General features: G+C 67.7%; 14 protein-coding genes. 8 read left to right on the top strand and 6 right to left on the bottom strand.

Features of this window, described 5'->3' with window-relative positions; translation table 11 throughout:
- The coding region (locus tag QHF89_RS13095; protein WP_284720434.1) for a hypothetical protein at positions 1 to 344 on the top strand (344 nt) is incomplete at its 5' end.
- On the opposite strand, the gene QHF89_RS13090 is transcribed toward QHF89_RS13095, so the two are convergent.
- The 4 genes from QHF89_RS13090 to QHF89_RS13075 all read right to left on the bottom strand — a co-directional run bounded on the left by QHF89_RS13090 (position 333) and on the right by QHF89_RS13075 (position 2,548).
- Positions 333 to 851: a hypothetical protein gene (locus QHF89_RS13090; RefSeq protein ID WP_136968684.1), complete on the bottom strand. Its 519-nt coding sequence runs from the start codon at positions 849 to 851 to the stop codon at positions 333 to 335. The genes QHF89_RS13095 and QHF89_RS13090 overlap by 12 nt on opposite strands.
- Before the next feature lie 257 nt (positions 852 to 1,108).
- The gene (locus QHF89_RS13085) at positions 1,109 to 1,711 is read right to left on the bottom strand and encodes a sigma-70 RNA polymerase sigma factor region 4 domain-containing protein (RefSeq protein WP_136968683.1); all 603 of its coding nucleotides are present in this window, start codon (positions 1,709 to 1,711) and stop codon (positions 1,109 to 1,111) included.
- Entirely contained in the window at positions 1,708 to 1,989 is a 282-nt protein-coding gene (locus QHF89_RS13080; RefSeq protein ID WP_136968682.1) for a hypothetical protein, read from the bottom strand. The genes QHF89_RS13085 and QHF89_RS13080 overlap by 4 nt, the downstream gene beginning before the upstream one ends.
- Before the next feature lie 328 nt (positions 1,990 to 2,317).
- Entirely contained in the window at positions 2,318 to 2,548 is a 231-nt protein-coding gene (locus tag QHF89_RS13075; protein WP_136968681.1) for a hypothetical protein, read from the bottom strand.
- Positions 2,549 to 3,142: 594 nt separating this feature from the next.
- On the opposite strand from QHF89_RS13075, the gene QHF89_RS13070 reads away from it, so the two are divergent.
- The 6 genes from QHF89_RS13070 to QHF89_RS13045 all read left to right on the top strand — a co-directional run bounded on the left by QHF89_RS13070 (position 3,143) and on the right by QHF89_RS13045 (position 11,055).
- On the top strand, positions 3,143 to 4,639 hold the full coding sequence (locus QHF89_RS13070) for a serine/threonine protein kinase (RefSeq protein ID WP_284720433.1): 1,497 nt from the start codon (positions 3,143 to 3,145) through the stop codon (positions 4,637 to 4,639).
- A 195-nt stretch (positions 4,640 to 4,834) separates the two neighbouring features.
- On the top strand, positions 4,835 to 6,553 hold the full coding sequence (locus QHF89_RS13065) for an NHL repeat-containing protein (RefSeq protein ID WP_136968680.1): 1,719 nt from the start codon (positions 4,835 to 4,837) through the stop codon (positions 6,551 to 6,553).
- A gap of 32 nt (positions 6,554 to 6,585) precedes the next feature.
- Entirely contained in the window at positions 6,586 to 7,890 is a 1,305-nt protein-coding gene (locus QHF89_RS13060; protein WP_136968679.1) for a tetratricopeptide repeat protein, read from the top strand.
- Positions 7,890 to 10,025 (top strand): hypothetical protein, encoded by a 2,136-nt coding sequence (locus tag QHF89_RS13055; protein ID WP_136968678.1) that lies wholly within the window; start codon positions 7,890 to 7,892, stop codon positions 10,023 to 10,025. The genes QHF89_RS13060 and QHF89_RS13055 overlap by 1 nt, the downstream gene beginning before the upstream one ends.
- A 140-nt stretch (positions 10,026 to 10,165) precedes the next feature.
- Positions 10,166 to 10,585, top strand: coding sequence for a hypothetical protein (locus tag QHF89_RS13050; RefSeq protein ID WP_136968677.1), 420 nt, complete (start codon positions 10,166 to 10,168; stop codon positions 10,583 to 10,585).
- A gap of 50 nt (positions 10,586 to 10,635) precedes the next feature.
- Complete coding sequence (locus QHF89_RS13045; RefSeq protein ID WP_136968676.1) at positions 10,636 to 11,055, top strand: SpoIIAA family protein; 420 nt, start codon at positions 10,636 to 10,638, stop codon at positions 11,053 to 11,055.
- Between the two features lie 4 nt (positions 11,056 to 11,059).
- Here the strand turns inward: QHF89_RS13045 and QHF89_RS13040 are convergent, their stop codons facing one another.
- Positions 11,060 to 11,821 carry a glucose 1-dehydrogenase gene (locus QHF89_RS13040; protein ID WP_136968675.1) on the bottom strand — a complete coding sequence of 254 codons (762 nt, stop codon included), beginning with the start codon at positions 11,819 to 11,821 and terminating at the stop codon, positions 11,060 to 11,062.
- 126 nt (positions 11,822 to 11,947) lie between these two features.
- Here QHF89_RS13040 and QHF89_RS13035 point away from each other — a divergent pair, with 126 nt between their 5' ends.
- Entirely contained in the window at positions 11,948 to 13,210 is a 1,263-nt protein-coding gene (locus QHF89_RS13035) for a serine/threonine-protein kinase (protein ID WP_136968674.1), read from the top strand.
- Between the two features lie 71 nt (positions 13,211 to 13,281).
- Here QHF89_RS13035 and QHF89_RS13030 read toward each other — a convergent pair whose 3' ends face one another.
- Positions 13,282 to 13,647 carry a response regulator gene (locus QHF89_RS13030; RefSeq protein WP_136935734.1) on the bottom strand — a complete coding sequence of 122 codons (366 nt, stop codon included), beginning with the start codon at positions 13,645 to 13,647 and terminating at the stop codon, positions 13,282 to 13,284.
- Between the last annotated feature and the right edge of the window lie 63 nt (positions 13,648 to 13,710).

The following is a 13,710-nucleotide window of genomic DNA, read 5'->3' as shown; positions in this document are numbered from 1 at the left end:
GCAGGCGTCTGCGCGGTGCTTGCTGTCGAAGCCCGTTGGCGCGCGGTGGCAGGCCCGGATGCGCGTGCTCGCGGCGCCTGCCACGGGGGCGGGGCGGCGTCCAGACGGGGGTGGGCGAGGTGTTACCATTCGAGTTCATCGATGACACGATTTGCCTCGTGGCGTGGCCCGCTGGCATGACCTTGTTCGATACCGCGTCGATGACTTTCGACGCGGTATCGCTGGGCGATGAAACGGTCGTGTTCGGCTATCGATGCCACGTTCCTGTGGTCATCGTACGATTCGTCGACAAGCGAATCGTTGCCGGCTACGTCGAATGTTTTCAGGCGCCTTTAGGCGTGTAAGACTCGCATGTCTTGTATCGCCGTCTCGACCATGCGCCGGGCCGGGAACTCTATTCCGCTGGGACCGGAACAAAGTCGCTGCCCATCGAACGAACCGTAGTGATGATACTCTGCCTTGCCGCCCAAGCGGGCGATGCGGCCGAAGATATGCAGGTTTTGCGTTCGGTACACAGGTATGAAGTGTATCGGGAAGCGCACCAGTGTGACCCCGACCGGCCCGCCTTGCGGGAAAAAGGACAGCGTGAACCACGCACGAAGTCCTTTATGTAGTAGCGCGGAATGTTGTCGAACCACATCGGCAACATCTTGGTCGTATTCGACGATGGGCTGGCGGCCCATCTTCTCCAGCGACTGAAACGCTGCTCCGATGACGCCCGAGAGTATCGGTCGGGACTGTTCCAGACTGTAGTCGAACGCACGGTTCGCGCGCTCGTTGATACTCTCGCGGTCTTTCTCCTCAGAGGGTTGTTCACGCTGGTATTGATTCAGGACGTTGTTGAACAGCATATGCGATCTCTGTGCTGAGATCGAGCGCGGCGCACCGAACCCTTGACGAGATCCCGGTACCCTTGCATCCTCACGAACCCCCTTAACCGGGTGGCGGGCGAGTATGTTGGGGTGTAGGCTCCGCGGCTCTCCCTTCACTTCCCTGAACGGCGAACCCGAGATGGGCGCGCCGTGCCGGGCGAAGGAGGGTTCGATCGCCCGGCACGGACATGGATGCCAGCACACCAGATGGGCGTCAAGCGTCGTGTGTGTCCAATTTAACGATGGCGCTTGCGCTTCCGCTGCTTCCACGTGGGGCGTGGAGCCTGCTTCGGGGCGGGAGCCGCTCCGAGCTTCCGGAGAGCGGCGCGGAGCCGTTTTTCGTGAGCGTAGAACGTGGCCCGTGGTTGTCCCGCGGCTCTCGCCGCATCGGCCCCGATGAACCCACGGGCGGCGAGTTCCACAACGTGCGCGACGTTCGGGCTCGACTCCATTACCCGCGCGAGCAGATCCCGCGCTTCAATGGCCGTCATTGGGTCCGACGTTGCGAGGATCGGGACATCCCGAAGCGATGACGCCGGCACCTCGTGTAGCGTGGAGGCGCGCCGCGAAAGGTTCTTGGCATGGAACCACGCCGTCTGCTTCATGAAGCCCCACAGGGACACCTCGGGCGGCGTCCTTTCCCCACCACGCACGCGCCCCTCATTCAAGGCTTCCCACGTCGTGATCACCGTCTCCTGCACGATGTCCGGTACATGCGCAGACACCACGCCGATCGCGCGAACATAGCGGACGAGCATCGGGCGCATGGCCTCGACGTCGTCCACGTCCACTTCGACGATCGGCGCGCCCCCACCGGGGGAGGCGCGCTGCCGGATCACGTGCTGTCCCCTCGCACGAGGGTTTCCACTTCAATGCCGAGCGCGTGCGCCACGCACATTGTGAAATGCAGCGTGCAGTGGATTTCCCCGCGAAGGAACGCCTGGACGTACTTCGGGGCGTAGCCGATCGCTTCGGCGGCTTTCCACGGCCCGCGACCGGCAACGAAAGGCGTGAGAGCTTTCCGCACGCGATCCGCCTGCTCGCTCGTAAGGATCGCGGGAAGGCTCTCGGGAGCCTTGTCCTGGTCGTGGCCCTGGCCCTGGTCGTGCTCGTTCATGAAGCACCGCCCTTCCGGCGAGGGCCCTTCGGAGACGCGACCAGCACGAGAGACGGGGCTTTCCTCGGCGGAGCTTTCCCCATGAGGGCATCATCGAGCGTGAGACCAACGGCGCGCGCGATGCTCCGCGCAAGCGCCATATTGCCGGGCTCCGTCCCATCGCAGAATGCGAGAATGAACGAACGGCGGAAACCGAGCTTATGCGCCACCAAGATCCACGAGCCCAGCTCCCGATGGAGATGGCGAAGCAGCGCGCGCAGATTTGCCCGCTGAATCTCGATGAGATCCGACCCCTTCAACGGGCGCTGGCGGTAAGGAGAATTCGTCATCACGACGCGCCTCCCTTCCGCCCGCAAAGAGCGCACGAGCCCGCCACGTGGGGACGCCCGGTGAGGACCTGCTCGACGGGGATGCCGCCCGCGCGCGCGAGCAGGACGGCGATTGCGTAGGAACTCTCGTGGCGGATCTTGTTGAGCGTGCCGGGTGCGACGCCGAGCACGGAGGCGAGCACGTCCCGCCCGCCGTAGGCGCGGGAGATGTTGCGTTCGGCGGCCCGCATGTGGGCGCGCTCTTCGGGTGTGGGGAAGAGGTAGGGACTTTTCCGGCCTTTGGGCGGACGAGTCCCTTGGCCCTCGGGACGAGGGTGGACTAGACGAAGCATCGGGTGGCTCCTCGCAGAGTGAGGTGGCTGCCAAGTCGCCCCGGGGGTTTGCAGACCCTTCGGGGCGGCGCCTTTTAGGGGCAAGCCCAAGGGCGCTCTCGCGCCCCCGGCCAGCCCTTCAGGCAAGCCCGATCATGGAGTGTAGTAGGACTGGAATCTACCGAGATCTGGCAAACTTGACCACTCAGAGGCAAATTTGCCCACTACCCCTCGACGTTCGAGTACGAGCCCTCGACGTTCGCGTACGAGCGGTACCTCGTTCGCGTCCGAGTCCTCAACGTTCGCGTCCGAGCCCCCGACGTTCGTGTCCTAGCGGGACCCCCTTCGCGTCCTGGCCCTCGCCGTTCGCGTCCGAGCGGTGCACCCACCGCGTCCGAGCCCTCCCCGCACCCCCCGAAGCTTGACTTCGCTGGCAACTGGCCGTCTACTGCGACGGAAAACCGTTTGCATGCAAACATGTGAACGGCGGGATCTTTGTCGAGGGAGCAGGTCGTGTCGTCTGATCTGGCAGCCGGATCCATTTTCGCCGGGCGTTACCGCGTCGAGCGTCGCATCGCCGCGGGGGGCATGGGGGCCGTGTACGAGGTCGTCCACCTCGAGACGAACCGCCGCCGCGCGCTCAAGGTGATGCACGCGAACTTCCTCCAGAGCGACGACCTGCGCGGGCGTTTCCGGCAGGAGGCGCGTGTCGCTGCCGAGATCGAGAGCGAGTACATCGTCGACGTCTTCGACGCGGGCATCGACGACGCGACCGGCATGCCCTTCCTGGTCATGGAGCTTTTGCGCGGCGAGGAGCTCGGCAAGCGGCTCCGCCACACGGGCCCCTTGCCGCCGGCGGAGGTGGTCTCGTACCTGCACCAGACCTCGCTCGCGCTCGACAAGACGCACCGGGCCCACATCGTCCATCGCGACCTCAAGCCCGACAATCTGTTCCTCTGCGAGCGCGAGGACGGCCCCCCTCGGATCAAGGTGCTCGATTTCGGGATCGCGAAGATCGTGGCCGCCGGCTCTACGGCGGCGGGCGCGACGCAATCGCTCGGCACGCCGCTTTACATGGCGCCCGAGCAGTTCTTGATGGAATCGTCGGTCTCGCCTGCGACCGATATTTTCGCGCTCGGGATGATCGCGTTCACGCTCCTCGTGGGCAAAGCGTATTGGTTCGAGGAGTCGCGCGGCGGCGCGAACGTCTTCGCATTCGCCGCGCAGGCCGCGATCGGGCCACGCGAGCCGGCGTCCGCGCGGGCCGGCCGGCTCGGCGTGAGCTTGCCGCCTGCGTTTGATGGCTGGTTCGCGCGGGCCACGGCGAAGACGCCGTCCGAGAGGTTCCCGTCGGCCACGAGCGCGGTCAAGGCGCTCGCCGAGGCGCTCGGGGTGGCGCAGCCGGGGCTCGGTGGCTCGGGGGTTTTCCCGCCGGGGGCGTTCCCGCGACCGTCGTTCGCGTCGCGCCCGTCTGAGGTGGCGATCAGCACGCTGGACACGCAGGCGACGACGCCGATGGCGCCAAGGCGCGCCCCGCTGCCGAGCGGGGCGGAGTTCGGCGTGATGACGCCGGTGGGGCAGGCAGGGACGCCGATGGGCCCGGTCATGACGCCGCTCGGGAGCGGGATGACCGCGGTGCCGGCGGGGCGACGTTCCTCGCCGGCGGGGCTCATCGCCGCAGGCGTGGGGCTCGCGTGTTTGCTCGTGGCGCTTGTTCTTTTCTTCGCACTCTCGTCGCGCGAGGAAGCCAAGACGCCGGAGCCGGCCGCGGCGGCGCCGTCGGCGCAGCCGGTCGTGGCGACGGCCGCGCCCGTGGTCGTGCCGGCAGCGCCGGTGGAGACGGCGGAGGTGGCGCCTGCGGCGATTGCGTCGGCGAGCGCTGCGCCTGTGGTGAGCGCGGCTGCGGCGACGCCGACGAGCACGCCAGCGACGACGACGCAATCCACGAAGACCAGCGGGACGCCGGCCGGGAAGACGGCGAAACCCAAGTCGACGTGGAGCAGGGATTGAGGCGTTTGGATGCGAGCTTGGAAGCTGCTTGGTGTCGCGGTGTTGCTCACGGCGGCGAGTTGTGTGCAGGTTCTTGGGGGGGACAATCCGTATAACGCAGGGGAATCCGCGGGTGGCGGGGGGTACGCGGGGGGAACGGGGGGAGCCGCGGGCGGCGGAGGAGCCTCGTCAAGCTCGACGGGGGGGACCGGCGGGATGATTGAGCCGTGCACCCCGGGTGAGGCGAGGTCGTGTTATTCGGGGCCCGCCGGCACGGAGGGCGTGGGCCACTGCATAGGCAGCACGCAACAATGCGGGGACAACGGCATGGAGTGGGGCCTCTGCGACGGAGAAGTCGTGCCGGCGAAGCTCGGGGAGGATTGCGTCAACGCCGGGGACGAGGACTGCAATGGCGAGGCCGACGCGATGGATAAGGTATGTGTTTGTGCGCCTGGAGCGGACGTCGAGTGCGACTTGCCGGATCTCGAAGGTACCTGCGCCGTTGGGAAGGGGACGTGCAGTAGCGATGGGAAGACCATTGAGGGCTGCATGCAGGTGACCTTTCCTGCGTTCGACAATTGCACGACGGCGGCGGACGAGGATTGCGATGGGACGGTCATCGCGATGTGCACGGGCGCCGTGAAGCAAGGCGTCACGCCGGCCGGCAAGAACGCCGATCCGATGGACGACGCGATCTACGACGTGGCGTTCACGCCGGACGGTGGGTATGTGGTTGCTGGCACGGTCGACGCGGCGATCGGGGCGGATCTGTTCCTCTTCAGCGCGGCCGAGGGCAGCACTTACGTAGCAAAGGTCGGCGCTGACGGAGCGATCGGGTGGGTGAAAACGTTTCCTACGAGCGTCAACCTCGCCCGTGGTGTCGCCGTCAGCGGCGCGGGTCAGATCACTGTGGTCGGTGAATTCAACGGCACGATCAATTTCGGCGGGAGTGACCTGCAGAGCCAGGACAGCGATATCTACATCGCCACGTTCGACGCGGCGGGCGCGCATGTCTGGAGCAAGAAGTACGGCGCGGGAAATACGCAAACCGCGCAGGACGTGGACGTCGACGCCGCGGGGAATCTCTTCGTCACGGGGTGGGTCACGGACGACTTGGTGAACCTCGGAGGCAACAACCTCGACCCCGACGGCGAAGACATTTTCTTGGCGAGCCATGATTCCGCAGGCAATCACCGTTGGAGCAAAATATTCTCCAGCAATGGTAATGAGCGAGGACGGCGCCTCACGGTCACAAAGGACGGCAACGTCGCGATTTTGGGTGAGACGTTCGACACCGGCGTGAATCTCGGCGGCGGCCAGATGGCCGGTGCCGGCGGTCGTGATGTCGTGGTCGCGATGTACAACGGGTCGAACGGCAATCACATCTGGAGCAAGCTCTTTGGTTCGAGTGGCGATCAATCCCACGGCAACATCGCCACCGCGCCGAACGGCAACATCCTCGTCACCGGACGCTTCATGGATTCGCTCGATTTCGGCGGCGGTGCGATGACGGCCGTGGGAACCACCGACGTGTACGTCGCCGAACTCGCAGCGGCGAACGGAAATCACGTGAACAGCAAGCGCTTCGGGATCACTGGAACCTCGCGCGGCGCGGGGATCGCCGTCGACGGCGCAGGAAACGTACTCGTGACCGGGCATTTCGACGGGTCGATCGATTTCGGCGCCGGCACGATCTCGACGGGCGACGGAAGCGACGTGTTCGTCGTGAAGCTCGCCGCGTCGAGCTGGGCTCCGCTCTGGACGAAGACGTTTGGCGGAACCGGCACGCAGACGGCCTTTGGCGTCGCCGTCGACGGCAAAGGTGACGTGATCCTGGGTGGCAGCTTCGAGCAGCAAATCGTGTTCGGCGCCCCGCTCGGCACGATCACGAGCAGCGGCGGCGCCGACCTCTTCAGCGTCCGGCTCTCGCCGTGACGCACGAACCATGCAGCAAAGGTAGGCACGACATGCGTAAGGCACGATGGTTCTTCGTAGGGCTCCTCTGCGCGGGCCTCGGGCTCCCGGGAGGCATGGCGTCCGCCGCGCCCACGCCGGCGCAACAAGCGGCCGCGGGAAAGCTCTTCGACGCCGCCGTCGCGGAGGTGCAAGCCGGGCGATACGCCGAGGCGTGTCCGCTGCTCGAACAAAGCCACGTGCTCGATCCGAAGCCCGGGACGTTGCACGCGCTCGCCGAGTGCGAGGTGCAGATCAAGAAGCTCGATCAGGCGCTCGCGCATTACAGGGAGTACCTCGAATTCTACGCGACGATGAAGAGCCCGCTGCGCGAAAAACACACCGATCGGGCGCGGGCCGCCGAGGAGCAGGAAAAGAAGCTCCTGGCGGAGATCCTGTTCAATCGGGCCGTCGCGCACCAGGAAGCCGGCCGTCACGCCGAGGCGTGCGCCGCGCTCGCGGAGAGCCTGCGGATCGATCCGACGCCGGGGACGTTGTACGCGCTCGCCGAATGCGAAACCACGCGGGGCCGGAGCGCGACGGCGCTCGGGCATTACACGGCGTACCTCGGGCTCTTTGCGGCGATGAAGAGCCCGCTGCGCGAGCGTCACGCCGAGCGCGCGCGGCTCGCGGAGGTGCAACGGAAAAAACTCGACGCCGAGGCGCCGCGGCTCAAGCTCGTGTGGGCGGGCGAGGTGCCCGAGGGGGTCGTCGTGACGCGGGGCAATACCACGCTCGACCCGAAGGCCCTGGGCGCCTCGGTGCCCCTGGATCCCGGTGAATATGCATTCCGCGTGGAGGTCCCGGGCCGCCCGCCGCAGGAGCGAGCGGTGCGGCTGGAGCAGGGGGATCGAAAGATCCTCGAGCTGACGCCGGGCGTGACGCAGGAGGCGAAGGACGAGCAAGCATTGCGTCCGAAGGAGCCCTTGCCGCCGCCGCCCCCGAAGCCGAGCGCGCCGCCGAAGCCGGGGATGCACCCGTGGACGATCGGCGGAATCGCGGCGATGGGCGTGGGCGGCGCGGGGCTCCTCGTGGGCAGCGTGCTCGGCGGGCTCGCGGTCGCGCAGAAGAGCGAGGTCGACGCGGTATGTGACGCGAATTTCGCGTGTGGCGTCGAGGGCATGAAGACGGTCGAGCGGTTCTGGGCGCTCGGCAATGCGAGCACGGCGACGTTCATCGTGGGGGGCGTCGTGCTCGCGACGGGGGTGACGTTGTTCGTGCTTTCGCCGAAGGCGACCCCGGAGAAGGTCGGGACGGTGCGGGTGCGGGGGATGGCCGGGCCGGGAGCGGGGTATGTGAGCGTCGAAGGGGCATTTTGATGCGATCCTGGAAGCTCGTTTGGATCGGAGTGCTCGTCACGGCGGCGAGTTGTGTGCAGATCCTCGATGGGGACCATCCCTACAGCGTGGAGGGCGTGCCCACGGCCAAGGAGCCTTGCGAGTCCGCCGCCAATTGCAACGACAAGAGCTCGTGCACCATCGACACGTGCAGCGACGAGAAGGTCTGCGTCTACACGCCGATCCAAGACGGGTCGAGCCCGGCGCAGACCGTCGGTGATTGCCAGCGGATCGATTGCGCGGCCGGCAAGGAAGTCGCCGTCCACGACGACGCGGACATCCCCGACGACAACGAGCCCTGCACGATCGACGTCTGCATGGCCGGCACGCCGAGCAATACGGACGCGCCCGAGGGCGAGGCGTGCCAGCGCGGCGACCAGAGCGGCACGTGCGAGATGGGCGTCTGTCAGATCTCGTGCGACGCGCAGAACCCGTGCAACGACGACAATCCCTGCACGGATGATGTCTGCAACATCGGCACGAGCAAGTGCGTCTTCACGAATATCGACGGCCTGCCCACCCCGGGCGCCACGCAGCACCCGGGGGATTGCAAGCAGAAGCTCTGCGTCAATGGCAAGGACACGGACGTCACCGACGACATGGACGTGCCTGTCGACGTGAATCCCTGCACGCTCGACGTGTGCACGATGGGCACGGCGACCAACCCGCCCGTGAGCGCGGGCGAGCCCTGCGAGTTCGGCAAACCCGAGGTCTGCGACGGCGCGTCGGGCTGCGTCGAATGCAACGAGCCCGCCGATTGCGGCCACCTGCCGCAGGATGACATCTGCCAGCAGCGCTCATGCGACAACCACATCTGCGGGCAGACGTTCGCGCCGGACGGCACCACGTTCTCCAGCCAGACGGCCGGCGATTGCATGCGGGTCGTGTGTGACGGCGCGGGCGCGACGAAGGAGGTCGTCGACGATGCCGACCTGCCGAACGACGACAACGCCTGCACGAAGAACGTCTGCACGAACGGCGAGCCCTCGTTCCCGAGCGAGGCGATCAACACGCCGTGCGGCGCCGGGCTCTACTGCGACGGCGGCGGAACCTGCGTCGGCTGCAACGAGGCCGCGCACTGCGACGGCACCGACGATTTCTGCAAGGTCCGCACGTGCATCAACAACCAGTGCGGCGTGACATACACGCCCGCGGGCACGGATTTGCCAGACGGCCAGACGGCCCTCGATTGCAAGGTCGTCGAATGTGACGGCCAGGGCCACATCGTCACATCGCCCGACACGGCCGACAAACCCGTCGACGGCAACGAGTGCACCGACGACGTGTGTAGCGCAGCCGGCGTGCCCTCGAACCCGAACCGGCCCGTCAACGCCACGTGCAATCAGAACGGCGGCATCGTGTGCAACGGCGCAGGTGTGTGCAAGAAGGGGCCCGCGCAGACGTGCAGCGCGGCCGTCGAGTGCTCGAGCGGCCATTGCGTGGACGGCGTCTGCTGCGACGCGGCCTGCAGCGGGATGTGCAAGGCGTGCAACGTCGCGAGCAGCGTCGGCACGTGCACGAACGTGCCCGCCGCGGTCGAGGACGCGCCGACCTGCACGGGCGTGAACGCCTGCGACGGCGCGGGCACATGCAAGAAGGACAACGGGCAGGGGTGCGGCGGCGCGGGCGAGTGCGTGAGCATGTTCTGCGTGGATGGCGCCTGCTGCAACAACGCCTGCACGGGGACGTGCCAAGCGTGCAACGTCGCGGGCAGCGTCGGCACGTGCACGAACATCCCCGCGGGGCAGGACGACAATTTCCCCGCGAGCGCTTGTACCGGCGGCCATCAATCGTGCGACGGCAACGGCGTCTGCAAAGCCGAGTTCGGCATGGCCTGCGCCTACGCGGCGGATTGCCTGAGCGGCTTCTGCGTCGACGGCGTCTGCTGCAACAGCCTCTGCACAGGGACGTGCAAGGCGTGCAACGTCTCGGGGAGCGACGGCACATGCACGAACATCCCCTCGGGGCAGGACGACTATTTCCCCGCGAGCGCCTGTACCGGCGCGGGCCAGTCGTGCGACGGCCTGGGCGCGTGCAAGGGTGAAGTCGGCGCGGGATGCGCCAGCGCGGCGGATTGCCTGAGCGGCTCCTGCGCCAACGGCTTCTGCGTACCATAAACCAGCCGCTCGTCCCCGGGGTTCGGCCACTTCATCGGGCACGCCGTTTCTCCGCAGGCAAACCGGGCGTCTTCCTTGCTCGCCCGCCCCCTGCCCCTCCCCTTGCCCGCCTCCTTTCTCGCAGATACATCGTTGCCGAAATGCCCCCCTCCCCCGCCGAAAGCCACGTCCACACCGAGGAGCCCGATCTCGTCTTCTTCCATTTCCGCGGCCACGTCGGCGCGGACGTGGCGCGGCGCCTCTACGACACCCAGCTCCGTTTCTCCGAAGGCAAACCGCACCTCTTCCTCATCCTCGACGTCCAGACGTTCGAGGAAATGCCCGTCGAAGCGCGTCGCGTCGTCATTGACGGCCCCCGCGACCGAGCGCCCGCCGTCCCCGTCCTCGGCTGCGCCTTCATCGGCGCGAGCTTTCACGCCCGCGTCCTCGGCACCATGATCTTCCGCGCCGCGCGTATCCTCCGCGGGGCGAACGCCTTCCCCCTTCGCTTCTGCGAGACCGAAGCCGAAGCCCGCGCCTTCATCGACGGACTCCGCCGCGACCTCGCCCGCCCCCGCTGAGCCGCCCTCCGCTTGCCCAGGTGTGCGCTCGCCCGATACCCTCCCCCACAATGCCCTCCGCGCCCGGTGAAACCTTCGCCCTCACCGAAGAACCCGACCTCATCGTCTGGCGCATGATCGGGCACGTCTCCGGCGACGACATCCGCCGCCTCTTCGACGTCCAACAGCGCTTTTGCGAGGGCTGGCCCCACGCGTTCGTGCTCGTCGACGTCCGCCGCGCCGAGCACTTCACCCCCGAGGCGCGCCGCATCGCCGCCGAAGGGCCGGCCGGCGGCGCCGTCGTCCTGCCCATTCGCGCCAACGCCGTCGTCGGCGCGAGTTTTCACATTCGTGTCCTCGGCACCCTGGTGAGCCGCGCCGCGGCCCTGCTCAATCCCACGAACACGGCCCCCTTACGCTTCTTCGAGACCGAACCCGAAGCCCGCGCCTGGCTCGCCGAGCGCAGCCGCGAGATCAACGCCCGCCGCTGACGCGTCAGCTCGCCAGCAATCCACCGTCCACGAGCAGCTCCGTGCCCGTCACGAATTTCGCGTCATCCGACGCGAGGTACGCGACCGCCGCCGCCACGTCCTCGGGTTCGCCGAGCCTGCCCAGCGGAATGGGCTTCGCCAGGTTCGCCTTCGACCGCGCCGGATCCGCAGTGTTTTCGACCATCGCGTCGACCATCGGCGTGTCGATGAACGACGGGTGCACCGAGTTCACCCGGATCCCATACCCCTTCCGCGCGCAATGCATCGCCACCGATTTCGTGAACGTGCGCACGCCGCCCTTGCTCGAGCAATACGCCGCGAGGTTCGGCGCGCCGATGATGCCCGCCACGCTCGACAGGTTCACGATCGCCCCGCCTCCGCGCTCCTTCATCACCCGGATCGCGTGCTTGCAGCCGAGGAACGTGCCCTCCGTGTTCACCGCGTGCACGAACCGCCATTGCTCGAGCGTCGTCGATTCCACGTCGCCCACGATGCCCACCCCGGCGTTGTTCACGAGCACGTCGAGCCGACCATGCTTCGCGACGACCGCGTCGAGCACCTCGATCCACGCCGCCTCCTGCGTCACGTCGAGCAGGGCGAACTCCGCCCGCGCCCCGAGCTCCGCGGCGAGCGCTTCGCCCCGCTCCCGCGCGAGGTCCGTGATCACCACGATCGCACCCTCCGCGTGCAATCTCCGCACAGCCGCCGCCCCAAGCCCCGACGCAGCGCCCGTGACCAGCGCTACCTTTCTCTCGAATCGCTGCATGGGCCGGAGGAGAGCGGAGCCGCCCGCTCCGTGTCAAGCTCGCTGCAAGAAAGGCAGTGACCGGCCGGGACAGACGAGCGGTGTTCCGAGCGCGCCCCCCGGCGGGTCCTGTTGGCGGAACTCCCCATGACCTTGCTCGAATCGATGAACGCGGAGACCTTGCTCGCGCCTGGGGACGATGGCTTCGCCCGGGCCAAGACCGCGATGGCGCCCGGGAAGCTCCTCTCCTCGCTGCCGCCGCCCCCGTCGGTCCTGCGCACCACCGTGCTCCCGCGCGTCGAAGGTGATGGGGCCGAGGTGCGCCTCGTGCCCGAGTCCAAGTCGCGCTACGAGCCGATCAAGACGCTCGGCGCAGGCGGCATGGGCGAGGTGGTGCTCGTGCACGATCAGGACATCGCCCGCAAGGTCGCGGTCAAGCGCCTGCTGCCCGAGGCGAGTGATCCCGGGATGCTCGCCCGCTTCGTGGACGAGATCCGCACCGTCGGTCGCCTCGAACACCCGAACATCGTGCCCATCCACGACGTCGGCGTCGACGAGCTCGGCCGCTACTTCTTCGTGATGAAGTACGTCGAAGGCGAGACGCTCGAGACGATCATCCGCAAGCTCGCCGACGGCGACCCCGAGTCCCACGCGAAATACACCTTCGAGCGCCGCGTCGAGATCTTCATCGACGTCCTCCAGGCGCTCGCCTACGCCCACGCGAACGGCGTCGTGCACCGCGACGTCAAGCCCGCGAACGTGATGGTCGGCCGGTACGGCGAGGTCGTGCTCATGGACTGGGGCATCGCCAAGCCCATCGCCGCCGAGCGGGATCTCGCCCGGGGCGCGGACGCGACGCTGGGCGACGAGACCGAGCGCGGGCGGATGTTCCTGACACACGTGGGCATGCTCGTCGGCACCCCCGCGTACATGTCGCCCGAGCAGGCGCGCGGCGACGTGGACCAGCTCGATACGCGGAGCGACCTCTACAGCGCCTGCGTCCTCTTCCACGAGCTCGTCACCCTGCGCCACTACCTGGCAGACAAGCAGACGCTCGGCGACATCCTGACAGGCGTCATGGAGCACGAGCTCACCGTGCGGGACATGAAGCGCCACGGGCACCCGGCACAAGAAGGGCTGCCGCCCGAGCTCGTGCATTTCGCCGTCGATGGGCTCGCGAAGGACCCCGCGAAGCGCTACCCCTCCGCGGGGCAGATGATCGAGCTCTTGCGGCAGACCCTCGAGGGCCGGATCCACGTGGCCTGCAGCGGGACCCTGGCCAAGCGCTTCCTGCGCGAGGCGGCGCGGGGCGTGGACCGGCACCCTCGCCTCATGTTCTGGGGCCTCGTGGGGACGTTCGTCGCCGTCGTCTTCGCCTTCGCCCAGCTCGTTCGGATGATCGTGGCCTAGCGAACGGCGTCGGCACGTGTGCCGGGCACGTGCTGGCACGTGTGCCAGGCACGGACGGCACCCGGCCGGGGTCAGGCGGCGAGGAGCCGCGAGCGGAGGGCCCTCGCGAGCTTGCGGCCGTCCTCGGGGACTGGCTCGAAACGCAGGGTGCGCTCGCTCGTGTGTTCGTTTGGACGCACCGAGAGCCTGTGCCCGCGTGCCAGGCCGACGTGCAGACCTGGGAACCGCGCGTGGAGCTCCTTCGCGAGCTCCAGCCGGTCGCCGGTCGGCAGGGCCAGCACGACAAGCGCGCAATCGAAGTGGCCGGGGCCGTCGAGCGCGACAAAGGCCTCGCGGCGGGTGCCCACAGGCACCACCTCGAGTCCCTCCGCTCGCAAGCCGCGGGCAATGATCTCCGTCCGGTCGTGATCGTCGTCGATGAGCAGGACACGCGCCATGGGTCCGCACCTCTGTTGGTAGCGCCGACCTCATTGCAATCGTCGTGCCGCCCCGAGTCCCTC

The sequence above is a fragment of the Polyangium sorediatum genome (genome assembly GCF_029946465.1).
Lineage (GTDB): Bacteria > Myxococcota_A > Polyangia > Polyangiales > Polyangiaceae > Polyangium > Polyangium fumosum.
The sequence above is the reverse complement of the archived record's forward strand: the minus strand, read 5'-3'. Positions and strand labels throughout refer to the sequence as shown.

Bases quoted from the DNA above. Each gene is read 5' to 3' on its own strand.
- QHF89_RS13030 (WP_136935734.1), bottom strand. From the start codon at position 13,647: ATGGCGCGTGTCCTGCTCATCGACGACGATCACGACCGGACGGAGATC.
- QHF89_RS13050 (WP_136968677.1), top strand. From the start codon at position 10,166: ATGCCCCCCTCCCCCGCCGAAAGCCACGTCCACACCGAGGAGCCCGAT.
- QHF89_RS13040 (WP_136968675.1), bottom strand. From the start codon at position 11,821: ATGCAGCGATTCGAGAGAAAGGTAGCGCTGGTCACGGGCGCTGCGTCG.
- QHF89_RS13055 (WP_136968678.1), top strand. From the start codon at position 7,890: ATGCGATCCTGGAAGCTCGTTTGGATCGGAGTGCTCGTCACGGCGGCG.
- QHF89_RS13090 (WP_136968684.1), bottom strand. From the start codon at position 851: ATGCTGTTCAACAACGTCCTGAATCAATACCAGCGTGAACAACCCTCT.
- QHF89_RS13060 (WP_136968679.1), top strand. From the start codon at position 6,586: ATGCGTAAGGCACGATGGTTCTTCGTAGGGCTCCTCTGCGCGGGCCTC.
- QHF89_RS13045 (WP_136968676.1), top strand. From the start codon at position 10,636: ATGCCCTCCGCGCCCGGTGAAACCTTCGCCCTCACCGAAGAACCCGAC.
- QHF89_RS13075 (WP_136968681.1), bottom strand. From the start codon at position 2,548: ATGCGGGCCGCCGAACGCAACATCTCCCGCGCCTACGGCGGGCGGGAC.
- QHF89_RS13035 (WP_136968674.1), top strand. From the start codon at position 11,948: ATGACCTTGCTCGAATCGATGAACGCGGAGACCTTGCTCGCGCCTGGG.
- QHF89_RS13080 (WP_136968682.1), bottom strand. From the start codon at position 1,989: ATGAACGAGCACGACCAGGGCCAGGGCCACGACCAGGACAAGGCTCCC.
- QHF89_RS13065 (WP_136968680.1), top strand. From the start codon at position 4,835: ATGATTGAGCCGTGCACCCCGGGTGAGGCGAGGTCGTGTTATTCGGGG.